We start from the raw sequence: 23,467 nt of genomic DNA, 5'->3' as shown, positions 1-23,467 counted from the left end.
AATAAGCCTGTTTCTATATCGACGCCTTGAACGACCTGTTTAGATGGATTGGCAGTTACAAAGGAACTGCACCATGCAACAGCTTATTCAAGACGTGACGGAATATCTCGACCTTGACCCCCGCTTTTGGAACGCCACTGATGGCGAGTTTGAATATGACGGGGAAACGGTGTTCTTCCGCAAGCTGCCAGATAGCGTTTTGCTGTTTGTTGACGGCGTTGTGCTGGAAGCGCCGCGCCACTGAGGCGATCTTACTGGCCTCGTGTTTTGCCGCCAGTCAAACGAGGAAGCACCTCAAACACAGTGCCTATGAGCGCGCCAATGATGACGGATTTCCAGATGGTATCCCACATTGGCCAGCCGCTAAAAAAGGCAACCACTGCGCCAATGACGATTGCGACCGTTGCCGTTCCCCATACGGCGTTAGGTCCGTTACGAAAAAAGACGATGAGGCCAGCAGCCGCCATCAGACCTAAAATCCACCACATATTCTATCCCCCCGTCGCAACTGCCTTGCCAATATGTTCCTAATTTGTTCTCATGCGAGCATGGAACGCGAATCGCTCACTGACATAATATTGAACGCTCCTGCTTGGGCCAGAGTTGGCCTTACCATGCGCGATGAGCGTATGCGTGAACGGGCAGCAGATACCCTTGCTGCCACGATCATTGAGCGTCTTAGTCCCAAGCCAGAGGCAGACCCTAACCAACTGCCTCTGCCGCTTTAATGCTCATTTGCAGCTAAGCGTAAGCAGCAAACGCCTCTTCAATGTCTTCAATCGAAAGCTGAGCAGCTTCCACCGCCTGCATTCGCACGTATGCTTCTGGTGAGTTGCCTACAGCCACATCGTTAGCGACAGCGAAATCCCACAGATTGCGAATCCCATCTGGCGATTGGATCGTCTTATCCTTTTCCGTGATGAGCGTCGTGATGAGTGGCAATTTCATGGCCACACAGGCTGTTACCAGATCGTCAAACGGCTTGATGAACTGCTTAATCCAGTGATTGCCTTGAGGCAGAGGGCCGTCGTTATAGCAGTGCCAAACATCGCTGTATGCGGCTCGCCCATTCTTTGATTGCTTCGCAATGCGGACGATATTGAGCGCCAACCCACGCGGTCCAAGCCCAAGCGCCTGACGCTGTTCACGAACCCGTAGAAAATCCACGAGTGGATAGGCCGCACCAGTGGTTGCTCCACGCTGACGATATTTCTCAATAACGTCCTTGAGGTGCTCGTCAGAATAATCCGCTGGGTGCTTAGCCATTTCTATCCCTGATAATCAGATTGCGAAAAAGAACGACGATGCTTGACCGTCCTCCCCAACTATGGAGGATGAAACGTGAAAAATGAGTTTTCAGAGGTGCTTGTAGAAGCGGCGCTGTGTCTTTGGGAAGAGATGGTTTGCCACAGGGAAGACCCTCTATGGAAAGCCTATTGGGACGAGCGAGGCACAAGTCAGGTCCGCCACGACATTATCGCCTTGGCTGAGCCGTGCGATAAGGAATGGAACGCGATGAGCGAGGACGAGAAGGAAAAATGGGTGCCCTATGATTGGGAATGGTGCCCACATTTCCTACGGAACAGGGTTGAGTGGGACGCACAGCGAGGACCGCTTTACAAAGGGAAGTGATGAGGCGGATTTTTTTCTATTTTGAGGTTGCTGTCGTCGCAGGGCTGACGCTGTTGGGCACTGTCCAAATGGCGCTGACCCTGTGGCGCAATTTGCGGGCGATGCTGTAAATCGCGGTTTTCTGCGGCTTTTAGTGCGTTGACTCCTGTAACACACTGGTCAGCAAAGTATATCCTAGGCCCGCCAGCGCGCCACCGGCCGCAGCGATCAGCATCAATGGCCGATCCAACGCCGCACGCCGACTAAGCGCCATGATCCGCATCAGTAGAAAAATGACCGCGCCGATAAGGGCGGTGACGTGCAGCCCGCTGATCGAAAGCAGATGGGCAAGGCCGCTGCGGCGCATCGCGTCGGCGTCCGCCTCGCTGATGGCGCCCTGATCCCCCGTCGCCAGCGCTGCGGCGATCCCCGCTCCGTCGCCATTTGCATTCTTCAATATATGCGCGAAAAGACGATTGCGCAGAGGCGGCGCCTCCATTGATGGTCGTAGCACGACGATGGGCTTGAGCGCGCGTCCTGTTGCCCCAATCCCCTGAAAATAAGCGCGCCGCGAAAAATCATAGCTGCCGGGCAGGCTCGCTTCGGCAGGAGGCATCAACCGGGCGCGAAAGCGAATGATCGCACCTTTACCGACCCCTTGGGGTAGGTCCGCCGCCGCTATGTTCACCCGGATCAGGGAAGGCAGCGCAGACATGTCGATCGGACGGATCGATACGCGACTCATCTGCTGCGCGGGCACCGTATCGGCTGACCTGACTTCGCCAGTCACTTCTACAAATGCCGCACGCGACAATGCGGTCGTGCCGACAATCAGGGCTTTCCCCCATATCAACAGGCAACCTGACGCAGCAAGCAGACCGCCCAATATGATCGCATGGCGTATCCGGCCGCCCTCCGGCAACATCAGCCCGCCACTCGCAATCGCAATCGCGCAACAGCAAAAAGACAACCAAGTCAGCTGGTTAGGTAGAAAGAACCAAGCCGCAATGCCCAATCCAAGGCCCACCGGCACCCAAAGCGCAAGTTGCTCCCGCTCAGCCTCCAATGCCTGTTCCAAGCGCGCGAAAAGCTGATGGCCGCTGCGCCTTATTATCGGCGCAACGGACGTTTGTCGTGGCTCAAAAGCCATGCTAGGGGGCGTCGCGTTCATGAATGAGCAAGGCGGATGTCGAGGATTAAAGCGGTGAGTGCAACGGGTTTGAACAAGCAGGTGGTAACCCGTTTCGCGCCATCGCCCACGGGATTTCTTCACATCGGCGGCGCGCGCACCGCGTTGTTCAACTGGTTATTCGCCCGGCACCATGGCGGCAAGTTCCTGTTGCGCATTGAAGATACCGATCGCGCCCGTTCGACAGAGGAAGCTGTCGCCGCGATCTTCGACGGCCTTGAATGGCTCGGCCTTGCAGGCGACGAGCCCGCCGTCTTTCAGTTTGAGCGATCGCAGCGGCACGCAGAGGTCGCCAACCAGTTGCTAGCGGCAGGCCATGCCTATCGCTGCTATGCGAACCCCGAAGAACTGGCTGAACTGCGCGAACAGCAGCGCGCCGCAAAGCAGCCGATGCGTTATGATGGCCGCTGGCGGGACCGTGATCCTTCGGAAGCTCCGGCCGATGCTCCGTTCGTCATTCGGCTCAAGGCGCCGCGCGAAGGCGAGACGGTCATCGAGGATGCGGTCCAGGGCCGGGTCGTCGTGCAGAATGCGGAACTGGATGACATGATCCTGCTCCGCTCCGATGGCACGCCAACCTATATGCTCGCCGTCGTTGTCGATGATAACGACATGGGTATCACACATGTAATCCGTGGCGACGATCATCTGAACAATGCGTTTCGTCAGCTCGGCATTATTAAGGCGATGGGCTGGGAAGAGCCGGTCTATGCCCATATTCCTTTGATCCACGGATCGGACGGCGCAAAGCTATCGAAGCGACACGGAGCGCTGGGTGTCGATGCCTATCGCGACGAGATGGGCATGCTGCCCGAAGCCGTGCTCAATTATCTTCTGCGTCTCGGCTGGGGCTATGGCGACGAAGAAACCATCTCACGAGATCGCGCAATCGAGCTGTTCGACATAAGCGGCGTCGGCCGATCGCCCTCCCGCTTCGACATCAAGAAGCTTGAAAATCTCAATGCATTCTACCTGCGCGAGGCGGATGACCAGCGCCTGGCGAAACTGGTGCTGCCACGCGTGGCGCAACGGCTCGGCACGACCCCGTCGGCCGAGGCGATGGCGCTTCTTGCGCAAGCCATGCCTTCGCTCAAGCCACGCGCGAAGACACTTAACGAGATTGCCGAGGGCGCCGAGTTCCTGTTCAAGGCAAGCCCGCTGGATTTTGACGACAAGGCTATTGCTCTGCTAGACAACTCGGCGCGCGAGCTGCTGGGGAAGACCGCCGACGCTCTTGATTCCGTCCCGTCCTGGACGATCGAAGCGATCGAGGAAGCGATCCGCCGCGTGGCAGAGGAAGTCGGATTGGGGCTGGGCAAAGTCGCTCAACCGCTACGCGCGGCGCTGACCGGTCGCACGGTTTCGCCGGGGATATTTGATGTCCTTTTCCTTCTTGGAAAAGACAGGAGCTTGGAGCGGCTCGCGGATGCCAGGCAGGCATCGCGCGCTGTTGGCAATTAAGGAGAACGAGATGTCGGACAATAATGCCACTTTGACAGTCGGCGGCGATACCAAGGACTATGGTATCCTGAGCGGTTCCGTCGGCCCCAAGGTTATCGATGTTCGCAAGCTCTACGCCAACACCGGCATGTTCACCTATGATCCGGGCTTCACCTCTACGGCCAGCTGCGATTCCGGCCTGACCTATATCGATGGCGACGCCGGCATCCTGCTGCATCGCGGCTATCCCATCGATCAGCTGGCAGAACAATCCAGCTTTATGGAAGTCAGCTACCTCCTGCTGAATGGCGAACTGCCTTCGAAGGCGGATCTGGAAGATTTCACCCGCACGATCACGCGCCACACCATGGTGCACGAGCAGCTCACCACCTTCTATCGCGGTTTCCGCCGCGACGCGCACCCCATGGCCATCATGTGCGGCGTGGTCGGCGCTCTGTCCGCATTCTACCATGACTCGACGGACATCAATGATCCGGAACAGCGCAAGATCGCCAGCCACCGCCTGATCGCCAAGATGCCGACAATCGCGGCCATGGCGTACAAATATTCGGTGGGACAGCCTTTCGTCTATCCCCGCAACGACCTCAGCTACACCGCCAATTTCCTGCGGATGACCTTCTCGGTCCCCGCCGAGGAATATGAGCCCGATCCGGTCATCGTGGACGCGATGGACAAGATCTTCATCCTGCATGCTGACCATGAGCAGAACGCGTCGACGTCGACCGTCCGTCTCGCTGGCTCGTCGGGCGCCAACCCCTTCGCTTGCATCGCCGCTGGCATCGCCTGCCTCTGGGGTCCGGCCCATGGCGGCGCGAACGAAGCCGCGCTCAACATGCTTCGCGAGATCGGCACGGTGGACCGCATTCCGGAATATATCGCCCGCGCCAAGAACAAGGATGATCCGTTCCGCCTGATGGGCTTTGGCCATCGCGTGTACAAGAACTACGATCCGCGCGCGACCGTCATGCAGAAGACGGCAAAGGACGTCCTGGCAAAGCTGGGCGTCAACGATCCCGTCTTTGACGTCGCCAAGGAACTGGAGCAGATCGCACTCAACGATCCTTACTTCATCGAAAAGAAGCTCTACCCGAATGTGGACTTCTATTCGGGCGTGATCCTGTCGGCGATCGGCTTCCCGACCGAGATGTTCACGGTGCTCTTCGCTCTCGCCCGCACCGTTGGCTGGGTCGCGCAGTGGAATGAGATGATTTCTGACCCAGCGCAGAAGATTGGTCGTCCGCGCCAGCTCTACACCGGCCCGGCAGAGCGCGACTATGTCCCGGTTAGCCAACGCTAATCGCGGTCAGCCGATAAAAAAGGAACGGCGCCAAATCGGCGCCGTTTTTTATTCTAGCTGCTTGCCGGTAGCGTCAGCGTAAATCGCGCACCCCCACCATGGGCATCACCGATCTGAATGTCTCCACCCATGGCAAGCGCAAGTCGGCGAGAGATATAGAGGCCAAGACCGCTACCGCCAGGATCACTCCGGCCGAGCCGTTCGAACTTTTGGAAGATGCGCTCTCGACTATCTTCCGGGACACCTGCTCCTTGATCCATGACAGCGATCCAGGCTCGTCCGTCATCGACGCCAGTCTCTATCCGCACTTCGCTATCCTCGGGCGCGTAGCGCACGGCGTTGCCGACGAGGTTCATCAGGATTTGCAGCGCGCGCCGGAATTCACCCGTCGCAACGGTTTTGTGCTCCGCCTCTGGTGGGAAAAGCTTGATCTTGCGGCTCATCGCCTTGACCACAAACAGCCCTGCGGCCCGTCGTCCAATATCGGCCAGGTCCACATCCTCGGTCGCAACGGTGAAGTCCAGCCTGTCGATCGCCTGCAAGTCCGCCAGATCATCGATCAACGCCATCAGATGACGTCCGGCTGCCGCGATGTCGGAAGCATAACCCGCATAGTCCGGGCGCAACGGCCCATCGAACTGCGCGTTGATCGAATCCGCATTGGCGATGATCCGGCCCAATGGCTGGCGCAGGGAACGATCCAGGCGCCGCCCGAACTCTGCCGGATATATGACAACGGCGGGCGCAGGCGGCACATGAGGGGCCAGAATGGCTCGGTCCAATGGAAATGCCTTGCCCCGGTAACCCAATAGCTGCCCCGCCAGATCGAACATCGGGAAGCCCGAAAGCCGAAAACATTGCTCAGGTTCGGCAATCAAGGTCGCGATCTGGTCACGGAAGGCGCGACGCTGCGCAAATCCGCGCAGAATGGCGAGGTCACCCTCCTCATCCGGCCGCAATTCGAAATAGCTGGTCAGACGACTACCGGGTATCGGAGGCTGCTGGGGCAAGGCACTTTCCGGCCCTGCTCCTTCCAACACCATCTGGAACCGCAGTTGCGTGTCGATCTGCCAGGTCCAGCCTTCCGAGACGGCCGCAATATCAGCTTCCCGACGCATCATGTCGACAGGAGCGGCAGTCGCTGGCCGCTCATTCCATTCGATCACGGATATCTGCACGCCGTCAGCTTCTGGTTTTGCCCGCACCCACATGTCGATGTCACCGCGCTCCGCGGCCGCCGTGACCGATCGTGAAACGGTAACAGAGAGGCGCGACGCAAGCCGCGCTAGCGCCGCCAATTGAGGAATGGCCAGCACGGCGCCAAGATCGGAGCCCGCCTCACGCTGCAAGGCCAGCAAAGGCGCATCCGCGCTCAACAGCAATCCATTCGCCGCTACAGTCGCGCGGATAATGGCAGGATGCACCGGCATATTCATCAGACAGTGATCCGCCGCAAATGATCGATTTTCGCACGCAGTGCCCGAGGCGCGCGTAATGCGTTCACCAAACCGTCCGCCTGCGCCTCTGTCAACGCCTGATACCGTTCCGCCTCTACGATGATTGCAGCGTCCGTGAGAGAGGGCCGGACAGGGCGCAATGCCATCAGCAGATGACGATAGTCGGCATCCGATCCCCCCAGTGACCGGCAAAGCGCAGCTAGTTCAGGCACCGGCCCCATCACCAATATGTCAGCCACATGCGCGCTATCCATGCGCAATCGCCGAGCCGCGAGGGATGCAAATAGCAGGAATCGCCGCTGGCCCAGAGCAGCGCCCAGCAACTCAGGCATGTCGGCACGTTCACCCAGGCGGCGCACCAACCTGTCTGCCGCTGCGATCGGGCTCTGACTCTCATCATGTTCGGCCAATAAGGCCCACCCAGCTTTTTCGACTGCAGGAAGGATTTCTCCAGCATCCAATAACGACGTCCGCTGAACGACAGCCATCAGGCATGCGGCAGCGGTCCATAGGAGTTCGGCATAATGTTCGGCGGGAATATCCGGCTGCATCGGCTCGTCTTCCCCGCCCAGCGTCAACCAACGCCCCTCCGCCATGGCAAGGGCGGCAAGCGCTTCAGTCACGGCTGGATCATCGGTGGGAAAGATGATCTCTGCTTCTGTCTCGTCCAATCGATCGTCTGGCTGCCCAAATTGCCGCAGCAATAGCGTAACACCTGCACGCATCTGCATGTGAGAGAGCAACGCCGGGCCTAGCAATGTTGGCTGAGCGCAAATGGTCGGCCAACAAATCGCTTCGGGTTGCTGCGCCAGCAGGCTCATCACATCTGGCCGGTCAAGCGCGAATCGCAGGGCCTGTTCGATGCCAGCGACGCAGCCGCCCAGATGGCGCCGCGTTTCGGCCATCAGCGCATCGTGACGTTCCCGCCCTTCATTGGGAAAGAAAAATGCCAGATCAATGGCATGACCTACGGGCACGGCGGACATGCCGGCCAGGACGGGTGCCGCAGGCCAACTGTCCGCCGCCGTTGGTCCGGTAAGGAACGAAAAGGCGCTCATGGCGGCCAACATAGCCGCACGTCCTTAAAATGCACTAAACCCTATGCGCGAAATATATCAGGCGGGTTTGCGCAGGATGATCGCACCTGCGGATGCTATGGCGGCCAGCATTGCGACTTGAAAACCCATCATCGCCGCGCCCAGCGAAGTCGTCAGTAACAGAAGGATCACCGCGCTTGCGGGCGTGAAGATCATCCAGGCCCTCGCTCCCCCCGTCCTGTTCCAGCGGTCAGCAAATTGAATGATGGCAAGCAGCAGCGCGAGGCATGTCGCAAGCACGCTCCCTCCTGCGAGGGATATCCCGCCAACCGCGAAGAAGGGGACAACGAATGCGGTCCATCCAGCCGGTGGCGATCGAAGGGCCAGTTCATCCAGCCGATCCGCGATTTCCGCGAGCCCTAATGCCAGCAATAACAAAAGGAACCCCGTCGCGGGCCAAAGCAACTCTATCGGCACTAGGGCAATCGCCCCCAAAGCCATGGCTGCAATGCGCACTTGTGCCGCCGGGACTTGGGTGCGCATCAGGGCGGGACTGAACAATCGAGCGGCCGGGCAAAGAATATAATGTTCAGCCAAGCCGCGCATTCTCTTCGCCGACGAACCGGCGGACATCACCGCTTGAGCGACCAGATCCGCCTGCGCCTGCCCATCGACCAGCGCTACGCGCCCCGTCAGCAGATCATCCTGTGGAACAGTGATTCGGCGAGCGCCATTCTGCACCGCCGCGCGAACCAATGTCAGCGACAGGTCCCAATCGCCGATCATGTCGAGCGTGCCGAAAAGCAGGTCTGGACTGATCCGGGCCAGGCCAGCCCATCGCTGACCTGCATCAATCCGTTCCAGCGGAGCACTGGCATGACTGTCATCCGTGACCAGAAGGGCGTTGCCCTCACGCTCGGCTATGGCATCGAAATGACTCTGCGCAATGACGACCCCGTCAGCAACCAGGACCACATCGGCATCGCGCGGCGCGTCCCGGACCATGGACACCATATCGCGAACCAGGGCGACAGAAATCCCGTCGGCACTCAACCTGTCCACAGCCTGTGAAAGGGCGGGCGTTATGACACTCACGAGTATCATGATGCGATCCGCCCCAGCCCGGGCGGCCTGCCGCGCCTGATATTCAACCAGCGTCTGCCCCGCAAAATGCAGGCTGGCGCGAAGGACCGCCGAAGAATCGCTGGACGCCCGGCTGGCGCTGAGAATGGCCGCAAAAGTCATGCTGAGATGGAACTGACCCGTTCTTGTGTGAACCTGCCTTTTCGCAAGGCTGCCGCCATCACGCAAGCATGCTGCGATTCAGGTCTGCTGAAGACGGTCAATCGCCATCCGCAATTGACGAAGAATGCGGGGATCGCCCCTTGCACAATCCGCTGCCTCATCAGCCAATGCCATGAGGTGCGTAAGGCCAAAACTCGCCGCCAACCCCTTCAGCCGCCATGATGCGACTTCCCAGTTCGCGTCGGACTGCGCATTGCGGAGGAGGTCCAGCTGGCGTTCGGCGCTTTCCATGAAGGCCACACGAAGGTCCGCGATCAGCGTGAAATCTTCGCCGACAGCGGCAGCAAGAGCAGCATTCAGGGCACCAGGATCGTATGACATGGGCCGAACGCTATCGGGCTTGCGTTAAGTTTTGGTAACAGGGCATTTTGTTGCGCTGAAAAGATGGTAGGATGGGGTCATGACCGGGGGCAGCACCATCGTCGAATTTTGGCGAGACAAAAGCATCGCGACTTCTGACGAGTCGCGGAAGGACGATACACTGCTGTTGGAGCAGGTCGTCGATGACAGCGACGTCGAGGCGGAGGAGCACGGCGATCCTTTCAGTCGGCGGACGCAGGCCATATTCGGCTTCGCAGCTCTGCTGTGGCTTGGCTTTGCTGGATGGGCGACAGTCTCGACGAACCAATGGCAGGCAGGCCCTGCTGCGTGGCCTGGCCTGATCACGACCATATTGCTGCCGGTCGTGGGGCTTGGCGTCTGCTATCTGCTGCTCGCTCGCACCAGCCGAGCCGAGTTGCGCCGCTATCTCGACACGGCGCGCGCGCTACACGCGGAGGCGGAACAGCTGGAAGCCCGGCTCAGCCGCATTAACAATCAGCTGGCTACCGCCCGCGAAGCCATGCAGGACCAGGCCGAACTGCTCGACAGCTATGGCGCGGCCGCCAGCAGCAATATGGAGGCCTCTGCCGAACTTATCGCCAGTCGCGCCCACAGCACGACCGAAAAGGCGGAAGCTGCCGAGCGCGCAGGAGCCGCCCTCGTTACGCGCATGGATGCCCTGATCTCTGCCATGCCGGAACTGGAGGATCGGGCCAGTCGCATGGCAGCGCAGATCATCGATAACGGCCATGCGCTGGCGGAACGGATCGACACGCTGGAGGCTCGGCTTCACGCTCTTGGCGAACTGTCCGACGATGCCCGCGCCCGCACACTGACCGCTACGAAGAGCCTGTCGAGCCAGCTCACCCAGTTGCAGGAGGCTACCCGCTCCGCGACCGAGGAAGTGAACGGCATGGCCGACATTGCGGCTGGGCGGATCGACGCCACAGCGCAAAGCGCCCGCCTGACGATGCAGGAAGGAGCAGCTGAACTGGATCGGCAGGCAAGCACCCTCGCCAGCCTGCTGGAACGCGCACGCGCTGGCATAACCAATAGTGCCGAAGCGACGATCGAATTGCTCACGCAAAACCTTGACCGGGTTGAAGGTGACGTTCGGCAGCGCCTTGAAACGACGGTGGCGCATGCACAGCAGAGCATGGCGGCGGCCGATCGTGATCTAGCAGCGCAAGCTGAGGCGCTCCGCGCCCTCGTTGAAACAGCACAGGCGGGCATTGCCGCAACGAGCCAGAACGCTCTCGCTGCTCTGTCACATGACTCCGAACAGATCGAAACTCAACTTCGTGAACGCACTGAAGCCGCCTTCGCCCGCGCGAAGGAAGGCGTGACCTTCACTGAAGAGGGTCTGGCGCGACAGGCGGAGGCTCTCGACGCGCTGGTGACGCGCTCACGCGGCGATATCCAGAGCATCGGCGACGAAACCGTCTCGGCCATTTCCGATCACATGAGCGAGGTCGAAAGCCGCCTCCACCAGATCAATGATCTGGTCGAAGGGCAACGCGCACTCGTGTCCGGTCTGCATGACACGCTTGGCGAGGCCATCGAAAGCGCGCAGTCGCGATTTGCGGCGCTGGAAGAAAGCGCCTTGTCGCGCAACGATCGGCTTACCGAAGCACTTTCCCGCCTCACCGTTGAAACACAGCGGATCGATGACGCCCTCGCTGCCGGTGGGGTGACGGCGGAAAAGCTGATCAGTTGTGCCGAAACCCTTCTTGTCGCCCTTGATTCGAGCGTCCGGGAACTGGACGAAACCTTCCCCGCCGCATTGCAGCGCTTCGACACGCGCATTTCCACGAGCCGCGAACTGCTTGATAGCGCAGCACCGGAAATGGAACGGCTGGAGGCCATTTCCGAAGCGCTGGTCGGCCGCACCCAAGAGGCTGAGGAACTGCTGCGCGGTCAGGGCCGCCGCCTTACCGAATGGCTGGAAAGCACGCAAAGCGGGGTCGAGGCCAACCGCGAACTGGTTGAGAAGCTGCGCACCGCACTCGATCACGCTCATCAGGACGCGACGCGGATCACCGAAGGCGCTGGCCCATTGCTGGTGACCGCATTGCTGCGCGTCAAGGATACCGCCGATCAAGCTGCCGAGCGAGCGCGCCAAGCACTAGGCCGTGCCATCCCGGACGCCGCGCAGTCTCTTGCTGAAGCCAGCGAGGCCGCCCTTCAGCAGGCAGTCGATGACAAGGTAACGGCGCAGATCGAAAAGCTCGCTCAGGTCGCGGAGGAGGCTGTTCGCGCTGCGCACCAGGCATCCGATCGCCTTACGCGGCAGTTGCTGACGATTGCCGACACAAGTGCGAGCGTTCAATCCCGTATCGAGGAAGCGGAACGGGCCGCCGAAGACCGCGACCGCGATCATTTTGCGCGCCGATCGGCCCTGCTTATCGAATCGCTCAACAGCACCTCGATCGACGTCGCCAAAATTCTGTCAAACGACGTGACGGACTCCGCCTGGGCCTCCTATCTCAAGGGCGATCGCGGCGTTTTCACTCGCCGGGCGGTCAAGTTGCTGGATGCAGGGGAATCGCGTGAGATCGCCCTGCACTATGACAATGATGCCGAGTTCCAGGAGCATGTGAACCGCTACATCCACGACTTCGAATCGATGCTGCGGATCATCCTTTCCGCGCGGGACGGCAATGCGCTTGGGGTAGCGGTGCTATCTTCCGACATGGGCAAGCTTTATGTCGCACTTGCCCAGGCGATTGAACGGCTGCGTCAGTAAAATTCGCGGACAAAGACCGAGGAAGCCATCGCGAGGATGGAACCGGACCATGCCGGGCGTCAAGAGGGTGACGCCCTAGCTGACATCGCAAGTCCGGCCCCTCACTCGATGAGGAGCGACGGAGACAGTCAGCCCCTACCCGTTCCTATGATACTCATATTCAAACGCGCGGCCCTGTTGCTTGGTCAGTACCGCGCCAATGATGGCGCCGCCCGCCCGGCGCAAGCGGTCTACAGCCACTCTCAGGCCGCCATGATGGTTACGCCCCCACTCCACGATCAATACTGTCGCCTCCGCCTTCGACGCAAGTAGCGATGTATCCGGGACACCCAAGATCGGAGGTGCATCGATCAGCACCGTGTCATAGCGTCCCTGAACGGCCGCGAGCAGCACGTCCAAAGCGGACGTGGATAGAAGTTCAGCGGGATTAGGCGGGATCGCGCCGCTAGGCAGAAGCGATACCCCAGGGACATCGCTACCGACGATCACATCCTCCGCCTTGGCCTGTCCCGTCATGACTTCGCTGAGGCCGCGTTCGGGCGTGACATGGAACAGGCCATGCTGTCGCGGCCGACGCATGTCAGCGTCGATCACCAGCACTCGGCGATCGAGCTTGGCAAGGGCGAGAGCCAGTGCGTGGACGGTCGAAGATTTGCCTTCACCTTCCTGCGCGCTGGTGATCAGGATGGAAGCAGGCAACCCCGCCGAGGATGCAAGCAACAGCGAGGATGCAATCGGCACATAGGTTTCCGCCGCCGGCTTGTCGGTAACCGGAACCGTCCCCAGCAGCGGCATGTTGGCACGCTCCGCCAGCGTATCGGCAGAGGTCACGGCATCGTCGAACACATGGCGTCCCGCGACCATCAGCAAACCCAGCAACAGGCCGCCAAGCGAAGCCATCAGCATCGTGATGCCGATATTCGGCGATGAGGGCCGTGAAGGGACGGCGGCACGGTCCAGTGGTTGGATGCGTCCAGCTTGAAAACCAGCCTGCGATGCCATGTCACGGTAACGCTGAAGCAGGCTGTCATGCAGCAGCCGATATGTATCGACTGAGCGCTCCAGGATACTCATCTGCACACCCCGTCCACGCTCTGCCTGCGCCTGGCGCTCCACGCCTGCGATCTCAGCCTCGATCTGCTTCTCACCATGTACGGCAACTTCAAACTGCTCGTGCAAGGAGGCGCGGATGCTGTTCGCCATCATAGTCGCCTGATCGTCCAGAGCAGCCAGCCGCGCCCGGGCCTCCCGCATTTCCGGATGGGCGTCCTTGCGAAACTGCCGCTCTTCCACCACCGCTGCCCGCGCTTGCGCCCGTTGCGTCATCAGCTGCTGCATCGCGCCGTTGTTCAGCACTTCGGGCAGCGTCTCGACACTGGACAGGCGGGCGCTTTCCCAACGCTTCTGCGCTGCGATCCGATCTGCGGTCGCCTGAGCGCGAAAGGCATTCAACTGGGCAAGCCGCATCGCGGTCGTGCCGTTCGAGTCTGTAGACCTGTCGCCTCCATCCACATCCGTCGCTGAAGGCGCCCCAGTCTGAGCCGCATAGGCGGCAAGGTCCCGTTCGGCGCGCTCCAGATCCCGTCTCGCATTGTCCAGCTCTCCTAACAGGAAGCGTCGGGCCTGAACGCCAGATTCAAATCCGCGCTTCAGGTCCGCTCTGATCAGACTGTCGGCATAACTGTTCGCGACCCGCGCCGATAATATGGGATCGGCACTTGTGAAGCTGATGCGGATGACGCGGCTCTTGCCGGGCAACTCCACTTCCAGGTTGTCGCGCAGAAGGCCGATAACGGCTTCGGTTTCGACCTGCCGCTGGCTGAGCGATCCGGACCCTCGCTCGGGGCGCCGTTCATTCATACCATCAAAAAAGGTTCGGCTACCAACCAACGCCAACTCGCTAGCCACATCTTCGGCCAAGGCGCGGCTGCGGAGCACCTCCAACTCGGTCTGCATCAGCGCTTCATTGTCTGCTGGGGCGGCCGGGCGCTGGATTGCTCCTGCTCCCGCCGCTCCTGCGGGTACGTCCTCGACCTCGACCGAAGCTGTAGCGCGGTAATCAGGCGTCGAAAGAAGTATGAAGATGGTGCCCGCCAAGACGCAAAGCGCCATGGTGACCAAAAGAATGATACGATGCCGCCATATCGCCGTCCAGGCAGCACGGGCCGCCGTCACGATGCGAGCGCTGCGTCCCTCCGGTCCGAAGGGCGCATGGTCGTTATCGATGCGGATCGTACGGCCTGCCATCAATGCTCTCCGTCGAGAGACACAAAGGCCGCCCCCAATAGAGGTAGCGCCAGCAACGTCCCGCCCAGGATGGCCTTCGCTCGTGATAGCCCAACTATGATCGTATCGCCCGGCAGAATTTCAGGGTCCAGCGCCTCGCCCCGGCGGATCGCGTTCAAATCGAACATCGCCGCTTTCCGTTCGCCTTCCACCTGACGAACGACGATGATCTGCTTCAGGTTGGCAAGGCGGCTCGGCCCCCTCGACAACGCGACAGCTTGCAGCAACCCGATGCGTCCTTCGACGGGATAAAGCCCTGGCTGCCCCACCTCGCCATCCACAGTGATGCGACGACCGACGGCCTTTTTTACGAAGACGGTAACTTGAGGGGAAACCAGATAACGCTCGCCGAGCTTGCCAGCGATCACGTCTGAGGCCTCGCTAGCGGACAAGCCTGCGACCGGCACATCGCCAATCAACGGCAGACGCACCATACCCGCCGCCGTGACCGCCGCATCCTCCAGCGAAAGGCCGGGTTCATGATATATCTGCACCCGCAGCACATCATCAGGAACGATGTGATAGTCCAGGCCAACAGCCTGCGGGGCGGGTATCACCGCATAGGCAGCCGCTTCTCGGGGGGCGTCTTCAACCGTTGCACAGCCGCCAAGCGAGGCAGAGGCCAGAATGATGGCCAGAGCCCGATGCTTCCTGTTGGTCGGCCAGCCCATTGGTGAAAATTCCCCACGCCTTTCAAACAGTCCGCCGAGGGGCGAAACGCTTGGGCGGGGTTAGCGAGGCTAAATGGCCATGGCAACTGCGGCCAAGGCACTCTGGGCCAAGCGGCTCTCGATCAACCCGCCATACGCCCCGGCTGATCGTGCGGCAAGCGGCGCGGCTGGTCCGGCCATACGCCGCGCGTATCGTAAACCGCCTTGCCGAAGCGCTCGTCCACCGGGACTGATTTGAACATATCATGATCAACCAGAATGACGAAAACGCCGCATTGTTCCAGAGCCGTATCGAGATCGATGAGTTCCGCCCCCGTGCCGGCGAACTCCATAGGCAAAGCCTGCGCGTAAGGCTCAACCAACTTGACGCGACGGCCGTAACGACGGGCCAGACGGCTCGCCACTTTCACGGCGGGACTTTCGCGGAAATCGTCGATATTTGCCTTGAAGGCCAGGCCGAGACAGGCGACATCCTCGCCCGGAAACTCGTCGATCAGGTCCGATACCTTGGCAACAACATGGTCGGTCTTAGCATCATTCACCTCGCGCGCGGCGCGGATCAGGCGGCTGTTCTCGGGATCGCCGTGAACGATGAACCAGGGGTCCACGGCGATGCAGTGCCCGCCTACACCTGGCCCTGGCTGAAGGATATTCACGCGCGGGTGACGATTGGCGAGGCGGATCACTTCCCACACGTCAATGTCCATGCCTTCCGCAATGACGGACAATTCGTTGGCGAAGGCGATGTTGACGTCGCGGAAGCTGTTTTCGACGAGCTTCACCATCTCGGCGGCACGCGCGCTTGTCGTGATGCAGGCTCCCCGCACGAACTGACGATAAAAGGCCAACGCCTTGCGCGCGCATCGCGGCGTTATGCCGCCGATGCAACGGTCATTGTCGATCAATTCGACCAAAATACGGCCAGGCAGCACGCGCTCGGGGCAATAGGCGATTGCGACGTCCCCCGCCGTGCCCGGTCCCGGCATTCTGAGGTCCGGGCGAATCTTCGCAAACAGGTCCCGCATCGCCTCGGTAGTGCCGACGGGTGATGTGGACTCCAATATTACCGTGTCGCCCGCTTTCAATACCTCAGCAACGGTTCGCGCCGCGTTCAGCACATAGGAGATGTCCGGCGCGCGATCCTCCGCCACCGGCGTGGGAACAGCGATGATGAATACGTCGCTCGGTTCGACAATCAGGCTGGCCCGCAAATTCCCGCGCGCGACCACGCCCTGCACCAGACCGTCAAGATCGACTTCCTCAATGTGCACGCGGCCCGAATTGACGGTTTCAACGACATGAGCGCTGACATCGACGCCCACGACATGCGCTCCGCCGCGGGCGATAAGGGCCGCAGTCGGCAGCCCGATATAACCCAGCCCGATGACGGAAACCTTCTGCTGCTTGTCGATAGGCATGCAATAATCCCGGAAAATCTATCAGTTGCCCCTGTTTTTGAAGGCAAATGCTGAAGATTCCGGTAACGAACGATCCCCGGACGATGAGGTCGAAAACTGTTGGCGAACGCAGGATCAGCAGACGGGCGCGGCCAAGCTATGCCGCCTCCTCCAGACCTTCCGCCTCGACGCTTCCCGACGCGATGACAGCCGCGATCCGCTGCGCCGCGCGGCCATCGCCGAAGGGATTATGCGCCCGTGCCATCGCCCGATAAGCCTCGTCATCGTCGAGCAACGCCAACACCTCACCAACAATGCGGGCACGGTCGGTGCCCACCAGCTTGGCCGTCCCGGCCTCCACGCCCTCAGGTCGCTCGGTTGTTTCGCGCATCACCAGCACCGGCTTGCCAAGCGAGGGCGCCTCCTCCTGCACGCCGCCGCTGTCGGTCAGGACCAGATGGCACATGTCGAGCAGACGCACGAAATGCGGATAGTCGAGCGGTTCGATCATCGCGACGTTCGGCAGCTTCCCAAGGACCGCCTCCATAATCGGGCGCACATTGGGATTGGGATGAACGGGGAAGATCACCGCCACATCCGGACGAGCCGCAATGTCGGCGATGGATCGGGCAATCGCTTCCATGCCCCCGCCGAAATTTTCCCGTCGATGGCTGGTGACGGCGATGATGCGCTTTCCTGAGAAGCGCGAAGCCAGTTCATCAAGGCCCGCCGCGAGGGCTGGCGTGCCCGCAATCCGCTCGCGCGTCGCAAGCAGCGCGTCGATCACCGTGTTGCCGGTGATGTGGATGCTGGCCGCATCGCGATTTTCCCGCATCAGGGCATCGGCCGCCGCGCCGGTGGGCGCAAAGTTCATGTCGGCCACGCAAGCGACGACGCGCCGGTTCACCTCTTCAGGCCAGGGATGATAAATATCCCCACTGCGCAATCCCGCTTCCACATGCGCGACCGGAATTTGCCGATAATATGCGGCAAGGCTCGCGACCATGGTCGTCAGCGTATCACCATGCACGACGATCCGATCCGGCTTCTCCGCATCGAACGCCTTGCCCAGATCGACGATCAGCTTCGCCGTAAGGCCATCCAGAGTCTGGTTCGGCGTCATCACGTCAAGGTCGATGTCCGGCTTGATACCCGCAATGTCGAGTACCTGATCCAGCAACCCTCTATGCTGCGCCGTGACGATCACGCGCACGTCGACATGATCCCGCGCGCGCAGCGCGTGAATGACGGGAAACAGCTTGATCGCTTCGGGGCGGGTCCCGAATACCACCGCAACTTTCATCTTTGCCCCCTGATGCGAGCCTTTAAGGCTACCCCCTGCCAGCAAATCGTAACCATCCCCTGAACAAGGGGTAATTCCGACGCGCGCTTTCGCAGATGCGATGACCTATGCTAGGGCGCAGTCAATCCTTCATTTTTTCGGACGAGGCAGCGGGTAGTTTATGAAGATCACGATGATCGGCACGGGATATGTCGGCCTGGTTTCGGGCGCGTGTTTCGCCGATTTCGGCCATGACGTCGTGTGCGTCGACAAGGACGCTGGCAAGATCGATGCGATCTTGTCCGGCCGTATGCCGATCTATGAACCCGGCCTTGATCAGCTCGTTGCCAACAACGCGACAGCCGGTCGGCTCACCTTCACCACCGACCTTGCTGCGGGCGTGAAAGGCGCGGACGCAATCTTCATCGCCGTGGGCACGCCCTCACGCCGCGGGGACGGCCATGCGGACCTCAGCTACGTCTATGCCGCCGCGCGCGAAATTGCCGAAGCCGTGGACGGCCCGACGGTCATCGTCACCAAATCGACCGTGCCGGTTGGCACGGGTGACGAGGTTGAGCGCATCGTCCAGGAAGTACGCCCGGACCTCGATATCCAGGTGATCTCCAACCCGGAATTCCTGCGTGAAGGCGCCGCGATCAGCGATTTCAAGCGGCCGGATCGCGTCGTCGTGGGCACCACCGGCAACGAACGGGCCATGACCGTCATGGCGCAGATTTACCGGCCGCTGAACCTCAATCAGGCACCCGTCATGTTCACTGGACGGCGCACGGCGGAATTGATCAAATATGCCGCCAACGCCTTCCTCGCGACCAAGATCACCTTCATCAACGAGATGGCGGACCTGTGCGAAGCTGTCGGCGCCGAGGTGCAGGACGTGTCTCGCGGCATTGGCCTCGACAACCGGATCGGCAGCAAATTCCTTCATGCCGGTCCCGGTTATGGCGGCTCCTGCTTCCCGAAGGACACGCTCGCGCTGGTGAAGACGGGGCAGGATTACGACACGCCGATCCGCATCGTGGAAACGGTGGTGCAGGTCAACGACCTGCGCAAGCGCGCGATGGGCCGCAAGATCGTGAAAGCGTTGGACGGCGAGGCGCGCGGCAAGACCGTTGCCCTGCTCGGCCTCACCTTCAAACCTAACACTGACGACATGCGCGATGCGCCCAGCCTCGCCATCGTACAGGCCCTGGAAGATGTGGGCGCCCGGATCGTCGCCTATGATCCGGAAGGCATGGAAGTCGCCCGGCCGATGATGTCAGGCGTCACCATGGCGAAAGACGCCTACGAGGCCGCGACTGGCGCTGACGCACTCGTGCTGGTCACGGAATGGGACATTTTCCGCGCGCTCGATCTCAAGCGCCTTGCCGCTTCGATGAACAAGCCTCTGCTCATCGACCTGCGCAACATCTATCCGCGCAGCGAAGCCGAAGCAGCAGGCTTTGCCCTCACCCGCGTGGGCGGCAAGGGCGTCATCTGATGAATGTTCAGCCGGAGGGGGGCCGGGATGGCCTCGGCTTTCCCCGTCTCCATCATTGGCTGATCGCGGCAGGGGGCCTGTTCGTCATGACCCTGACCATTCCCGTGATAGCCGGGTTCATCTGATCCATTAACGCCGAGGCTAAATCAGGCTTTGAGCTTCCATCCACGCTTCAACAGCACATAGCACAGCAGTGCCAGAGCCACGTTGAGCACCAACAGCACGATGCTCCCCATGACAACATTCCCATCCGCCGCCGCGACGAAGCCATAACGAAAGCCCGATATCGCGTAGAAAAACGGATTTGCATGGCTGATTGCGCGGAACACGGGCGCCAGCCGGTCAATGGAATAGAAGGTGCCCGACAGCAGCGTCATCGGCCCAATCACGAAATTGGTGATCGCGGCGGCATGATCGAACTTTTCCGCCCAGATCGATGTCAGCACTCCGATGAACGCTGTCAGCGCCGCCCCCATCAGGCCAAACCAGACGATCGCCCAGGGATGCGCCGGTGTAACATGGACGCCCGGCCACAGCGCCATCGCCCCCCACAGCGCCAGCCCAACACAAACCGCCCGCGTCACCGCCGCACCGACCAAAGCCAGCAGCAGTTCGCTATTGGACAACGGCGGCATCAGATAGTCGATCAGCGTACCCTGCATCTTGCCAGCGAGCAGCGAGAAGCTGCTGTTGGCAAAGGCATTATTCATCATGCCCATGATCATCAGCCCCGGCGCGATGAAGTCCGCGAAGGGGACGCCCAGCACCCGCCGGTTCGCCCCACCCAATGCGATCGAGAAAATGATGAGGAACATCAGGGTGGTAACAGCAGGCGCCCAGATGGTCTGGAGCTGCACCTTCATGAAGCGGCGCACCTCTTTCTGGTAGAGCGCTCGGGTGCCCGCCCAGTTGACGTTGCGAATGACAAGCTCACCCGGCTCATGAAAAGGAGGAGGCGAAGAGGCGGATACGGAAAATTGGGGCTGTTCGTTCATGCTTCGATCGACTATCGGCTGGTCTGTTGTGCCGCAAGGGCGTTGTGCATGGGCTTTAACCTGTGCAGGCGCGTCCCATATAGGGCGCTAGCCAGAGAATTTGAGGAGTCATTCATTGTCCTGGACCGACGAGCGTATCGACCAGCTCAAGGGAATGTGGGAAAAAGGCCTGACCGCCAGCCAGATCGCAGACGAACTGGGCGGTGTCAGCCGCAATGCCGTGATCGGCAAGGCGCATCGCCTTGGCCTGCAATCACGCCCTTCGCCCGTAAAGCCGAACGAGGCGCCCAAAAAGGCTGCCCCCGTCCGCAAGCCTGCACCTGAGGCCGAAGCGCCCAAACCTGCCGCGCCCGTGCAACATAGCGCGCCGGCGCCCGCACGCCCCGCGCCGTCGGTTGCGCCCGCGCCCGCACAGTCTGCCGCAGCTCCTGCCGCAGACGCTCCTGCACCCGCGCCGCAGCCACGCATCATATCGGTTGGTCCGGGCGGCTTCCTTCGCCAGGGTCCCGGCGACCAGCAGGCACCGATCCCACCTGCCCCTCCCCGCCGCCTGGTCCCTGCCAAGCCTAGCCCGGAAATCGCAGGCAAGACGTCGCTGCTCGATCTGACCGAACGTATCTGCAAGTGGCCGATGGGCCATCCGGGCGAACCGGACTTCCACTTCTGTGGTGAGACCGTGAACCCCGGCTTCCCTTATTGCGTGGAACATTGCGGCCGCGCCTATCAGGCTCAGCTGCCGCGCGGTACGCGCCGTCCGCCTCCGCCCCTGCCTTTCGGCGGTCCGCGCGTTCGCTGACCTGCATTCAGCTCTGAAATTTGAAGGGGCCGGTCGATGAGACCGGCCCCTTCTTCATAGCTCCTGCTTGCGCCCGCCGCCGACCCGCTTATAGCTTGTGCGCATGTCCGATCTGTTTGCGAGCCAGCCGCTTTCCTCCTCCGATTACGATGCATCCTCCATCGAAGTGCTCGAAGGCCTGGAGCCGGTTCGCCGCCGTCCGGGCATGTATATCGGCGGTACGGACGAGCGCGCGCTTCATCATCTCGCCAGCGAAGTGCTCGATAACAGCATGGACGAGGCGGTCGCGGGGCATGCCACCCGCATCGAGGTCACGCTGGAACCCGGCAATAAGCTGACCATCACCGACAATGGCCGCGGCATTCCCGTCGGCATGCACCCTAAATTTCCCGGCAAATCGGCGCTGGAGGTGATCCTCACCACGCTTCACTCCGGCGGCAAGTTCACCGACAAGGCTTATGCGACCTCCGGCGGCCTTCATGGCGTAGGCATCAGCGTGGTGAACGCGCTTTCGATCGTTACCGTGGTGGAAGTCGCGCTCAACAAGGAATTATTCCGCCAGAGCTTCGCGCAGGGCCTGCCCACCAGCGGCCTTCAGAAAGTCGGCGGCGCACCCAACCGGCGAGGCACATCGGTCAGCTTCATTCCCGATCAAGAGATTTTCGGCGAGCAGAAATTCAAGCCCGCCCGCCTTTACCGCCTCGCCCGTTCCAAGGCCTATCTGTTCGCAGGCGTCGAAATCCGCTGGAAATGCGCGCCCGAACTCATAAGCGACGATACGCCAGCCGAAGCCGTGTTCCAGTTCCCCGGTGGTCTTGCCGATCATCTGAAAGAACAGATCGGCTCGCGTGAATGCGCCACCAGCGCCTTCTTTTCAGGGAGCCAGGATTTTCCCGACACCGCAGGCCGCGTCGAATGGGCGATCGCCTGGCCGCTTTGGTCGGACGGCAGCTATAGCTGGTACTGCAACACCATCCCTACGCCCGACGGCGGCACGCACGAAACCGGGGTGCGCGCCGCGCTGGTCAAGGGTATCCGCGCCTTCGCCGAACTGATCGGCAACAAAAAGGCGAAGGACATTACCGCAGACGACATCGTGACCTCTTCGGAAATCATGCTGTCGGTCTTCATCCGCGATCCGCAATTCCAGAGCCAGACCAAGGATCGCCTCACCAGCCCGGAAGCCGCTCGCCTAGTCGAGAACGCGGTGCGCGATCATTTCGACCATTATCTGTCCGACCATATGGAGCGCGGCAAGGCGCTACTCGCCTATGTCATCGACCGCATGGACGAGCGCCTGAAGCGCAAGGCGGAAAAGGAGGTCAAGCGCAAGACCGCGACCTCCGCCCGCAAGCTGCGCCTGCCTGGCAAGCTCACCGATTGCTCGACCGACGATGCCGAAGGCACGGAAATCTTCCTGGTCGAAGGCGATTCGGCAGGCGGGTCGGCCAAACAAGCGCGCGACCGCAAGACGCAGGCGATCCTGCCCCTACGCGGCAAAATCCTGAACGTCGCATCGGCGAACAATGCGAAGATTCTGGCGAACCAGGAAATCGCGGACATGATCCTGGCGTTCGGTTGCGGCACGCGGAAGGACTGCAACCCCGACAATCTTCGTTATGAGCGCGTCGTCATCATGACCGACGCTGACGTCGACGGCGCGCATATCGCGACGCTGCTCATGACCTTCTTTTTCCAGGAAATGCCGGAACTGGTGCGACGCGGGCACCTCTATCTCGCCCAGCCGCCGCTTTATCGCCTCGTCGCCGGGGGCAAGAGCCTCTACGCCCGCGACGATGCCCATCGCGAAGAATTGTTGCGCACCGAGTTCAAGGGCAAGAAGGTCGAAGTCAGCCGCTTCAAGGGATTGGGCGAGATGAATCCGGGCCAGCTGCGCGAAACCACCATGGACCCCAAGACCCGCAGCCTCATCCGCATCACCCTGCCCGACGACATCGAGGATCGCCAGCAAGTGCGCGAACTGGTCGAGCGCCTGATGGGAACCAACCCCGCCCACCGCTTCGCCTTTATCCAGGAAAATGCGGCGACGGTGGACGAAGAAGCAATCGACGCCTAACCCTCTCGCGGCAAGCATCGCCGCGCGACAGTGCCCCCTCC

The 23,467-nt window shown here is 61.0% G+C and carries 22 protein-coding genes; 10 read left to right on the top strand and 12 right to left on the bottom strand.

All coding sequences use genetic code 11. From position 1 onward, the window contains the following. Positions 1-73 precede the first annotated feature (73 nt). On the top strand, positions 74-244 hold the full coding sequence (locus ACWNC0_RS11175) for a hypothetical protein (protein WP_449471620.1): 171 nt from the start codon (positions 74-76) through the stop codon (positions 242-244). 7 nt (positions 245-251) lie between these two features. On the opposite strand, the gene ACWNC0_RS11170 is transcribed toward ACWNC0_RS11175, so the two are convergent. Next, positions 252-488: a hypothetical protein gene (locus ACWNC0_RS11170; protein ID WP_449471619.1), complete on the bottom strand. Its 237-nt coding sequence runs from the start codon at positions 486-488 to the stop codon at positions 252-254. Positions 489-521: 33 nt separating this feature from the next. Here ACWNC0_RS11170 and ACWNC0_RS11165 point away from each other — a divergent pair, with 33 nt between their 5' ends. Further along, complete coding sequence (locus ACWNC0_RS11165; RefSeq protein ID WP_449471618.1) at positions 522-728, top strand: DUF6771 family protein; 207 nt, start codon at positions 522-524, stop codon at positions 726-728. A gap of 13 nt (positions 729-741) precedes the next feature. On the opposite strand, the gene ACWNC0_RS11160 is transcribed toward ACWNC0_RS11165, so the two are convergent. Next, complete coding sequence (locus tag ACWNC0_RS11160; RefSeq protein WP_449471617.1) at positions 742-1,266, bottom strand: hypothetical protein; 525 nt, start codon at positions 1,264-1,266, stop codon at positions 742-744. Between the two features lie 75 nt (positions 1,267-1,341). Here ACWNC0_RS11160 and ACWNC0_RS11155 point away from each other — a divergent pair, with 75 nt between their 5' ends. Continuing rightward, the gene (locus ACWNC0_RS11155) at positions 1,342-1,632 is read left to right on the top strand and encodes a hypothetical protein (RefSeq protein ID WP_449471616.1); all 291 of its coding nucleotides are present in this window, start codon (positions 1,342-1,344) and stop codon (positions 1,630-1,632) included. 130 nt (positions 1,633-1,762) lie between these two features. On the opposite strand, the gene ACWNC0_RS11150 is transcribed toward ACWNC0_RS11155, so the two are convergent. Beyond that, positions 1,763-2,761, bottom strand: coding sequence for a ComEC/Rec2 family competence protein (locus ACWNC0_RS11150; protein ID WP_449471614.1), 999 nt, complete (start codon positions 2,759-2,761; stop codon positions 1,763-1,765). 36 nt (positions 2,762-2,797) lie between these two features. Between ACWNC0_RS11150 and gltX the strand changes: the two genes are divergently transcribed. Both gltX and ACWNC0_RS11140 read left to right on the top strand, forming a co-directional pair. Next, positions 2,798-4,261: a glutamate--tRNA ligase gene (gltX, locus tag ACWNC0_RS11145; protein WP_449471613.1), complete on the top strand. Its 1,464-nt coding sequence runs from the start codon at positions 2,798-2,800 to the stop codon at positions 4,259-4,261. 10 nt (positions 4,262-4,271) lie between these two features. Then, complete coding sequence (locus ACWNC0_RS11140) at positions 4,272-5,558, top strand: citrate synthase (protein ID WP_449471612.1); 1,287 nt, start codon at positions 4,272-4,274, stop codon at positions 5,556-5,558. Positions 5,559-5,611: 53 nt separating this feature from the next. Here ACWNC0_RS11140 and ACWNC0_RS11135 read toward each other — a convergent pair whose 3' ends face one another. The 4 genes from ACWNC0_RS11135 to ACWNC0_RS11120 all read right to left on the bottom strand — a co-directional run bounded on the left by ACWNC0_RS11135 (position 5,612) and on the right by ACWNC0_RS11120 (position 9,678). Then, positions 5,612-6,994, bottom strand: coding sequence for a sensor histidine kinase (locus ACWNC0_RS11135; RefSeq protein WP_449471610.1), 1,383 nt, complete (start codon positions 6,992-6,994; stop codon positions 5,612-5,614). Beyond that, entirely contained in the window at positions 6,994-8,085 is a 1,092-nt protein-coding gene (locus ACWNC0_RS11130; RefSeq protein WP_449471609.1) for a DUF2336 domain-containing protein, read from the bottom strand. Before ACWNC0_RS11130 ends, ACWNC0_RS11135 begins: the two co-directional genes overlap by 1 nt. 45 nt (positions 8,086-8,130) lie before the next feature. Next, positions 8,131-9,297: a hypothetical protein gene (locus tag ACWNC0_RS11125; RefSeq protein WP_449471607.1), complete on the bottom strand. Its 1,167-nt coding sequence runs from the start codon at positions 9,295-9,297 to the stop codon at positions 8,131-8,133. Between the two features lie 78 nt (positions 9,298-9,375). Beyond that, positions 9,376-9,678, bottom strand: a complete 303-nt coding sequence (locus ACWNC0_RS11120; protein ID WP_449471605.1) for an Hpt domain-containing protein — start codon at positions 9,676-9,678, stop codon at positions 9,376-9,378. Between the two features lie 79 nt (positions 9,679-9,757). Between ACWNC0_RS11120 and ACWNC0_RS11115 the strand changes: the two genes are divergently transcribed. Continuing rightward, positions 9,758-12,424, top strand: coding sequence for a hypothetical protein (locus tag ACWNC0_RS11115; protein WP_449471603.1), 2,667 nt, complete (start codon positions 9,758-9,760; stop codon positions 12,422-12,424). A 135-nt stretch (positions 12,425-12,559) separates the two neighbouring features. On the opposite strand, the gene ACWNC0_RS11110 is transcribed toward ACWNC0_RS11115, so the two are convergent. From ACWNC0_RS11110 to wecB, 4 genes are all read right to left on the bottom strand, one after another. Next, a complete protein-coding gene (locus ACWNC0_RS11110; protein ID WP_449471601.1) occupies positions 12,560-14,671 on the bottom strand; it encodes a GumC family protein in 2,112 nt (703 codons plus the stop codon). Next, positions 14,671-15,381, bottom strand: a complete 711-nt coding sequence (locus ACWNC0_RS11105) for a polysaccharide biosynthesis/export family protein (RefSeq protein WP_449471600.1) — start codon at positions 15,379-15,381, stop codon at positions 14,671-14,673. Before ACWNC0_RS11105 ends, ACWNC0_RS11110 begins: the two co-directional genes overlap by 1 nt. A 122-nt stretch (positions 15,382-15,503) precedes the next feature. Then, the gene (gene wecC, locus ACWNC0_RS11100; RefSeq protein WP_449471598.1) at positions 15,504-16,799 is read right to left on the bottom strand and encodes a UDP-N-acetyl-D-mannosamine dehydrogenase; all 1,296 of its coding nucleotides are present in this window, start codon (positions 16,797-16,799) and stop codon (positions 15,504-15,506) included. A 136-nt stretch (positions 16,800-16,935) separates the two neighbouring features. Beyond that, a complete protein-coding gene (gene wecB / locus ACWNC0_RS11095) occupies positions 16,936-18,081 on the bottom strand; it encodes a non-hydrolyzing UDP-N-acetylglucosamine 2-epimerase (RefSeq protein WP_449471597.1) in 1,146 nt (381 codons plus the stop codon). 160 nt (positions 18,082-18,241) lie between these two features. Here wecB and ACWNC0_RS11090 point away from each other — a divergent pair, with 160 nt between their 5' ends. Continuing rightward, positions 18,242-19,558: a UDP-glucose dehydrogenase family protein gene (locus ACWNC0_RS11090; RefSeq protein ID WP_449471596.1), complete on the top strand. Its 1,317-nt coding sequence runs from the start codon at positions 18,242-18,244 to the stop codon at positions 19,556-19,558. Then, complete coding sequence (locus ACWNC0_RS11085) at positions 19,558-19,683, top strand: hypothetical protein (protein ID WP_449471595.1); 126 nt, start codon at positions 19,558-19,560, stop codon at positions 19,681-19,683. Before ACWNC0_RS11090 ends, ACWNC0_RS11085 begins: the two co-directional genes overlap by 1 nt. 21 nt (positions 19,684-19,704) lie before the next feature. Here the strand turns inward: ACWNC0_RS11085 and ACWNC0_RS11080 are convergent, their stop codons facing one another. Beyond that, positions 19,705-20,553, bottom strand: coding sequence for an ABC transporter permease (locus tag ACWNC0_RS11080; RefSeq protein ID WP_449471593.1), 849 nt, complete (start codon positions 20,551-20,553; stop codon positions 19,705-19,707). A 115-nt stretch (positions 20,554-20,668) separates the two neighbouring features. Here ACWNC0_RS11080 and ACWNC0_RS11075 point away from each other — a divergent pair, with 115 nt between their 5' ends. Next, the gene (locus ACWNC0_RS11075) at positions 20,669-21,349 is read left to right on the top strand and encodes a GcrA family cell cycle regulator (protein WP_449471591.1); all 681 of its coding nucleotides are present in this window, start codon (positions 20,669-20,671) and stop codon (positions 21,347-21,349) included. A 103-nt stretch (positions 21,350-21,452) separates the two neighbouring features. Then, the gene (gene parE, locus ACWNC0_RS11070) at positions 21,453-23,426 is read left to right on the top strand and encodes a DNA topoisomerase IV subunit B (RefSeq protein ID WP_449471589.1); all 1,974 of its coding nucleotides are present in this window, start codon (positions 21,453-21,455) and stop codon (positions 23,424-23,426) included. Positions 23,427-23,467 lie beyond the last annotated feature (41 nt).

The organism is Sphingobium chungangianum, from assembly GCF_977014255.1.
This window is presented reverse-complemented; position numbering and strand designations above follow the sequence as displayed.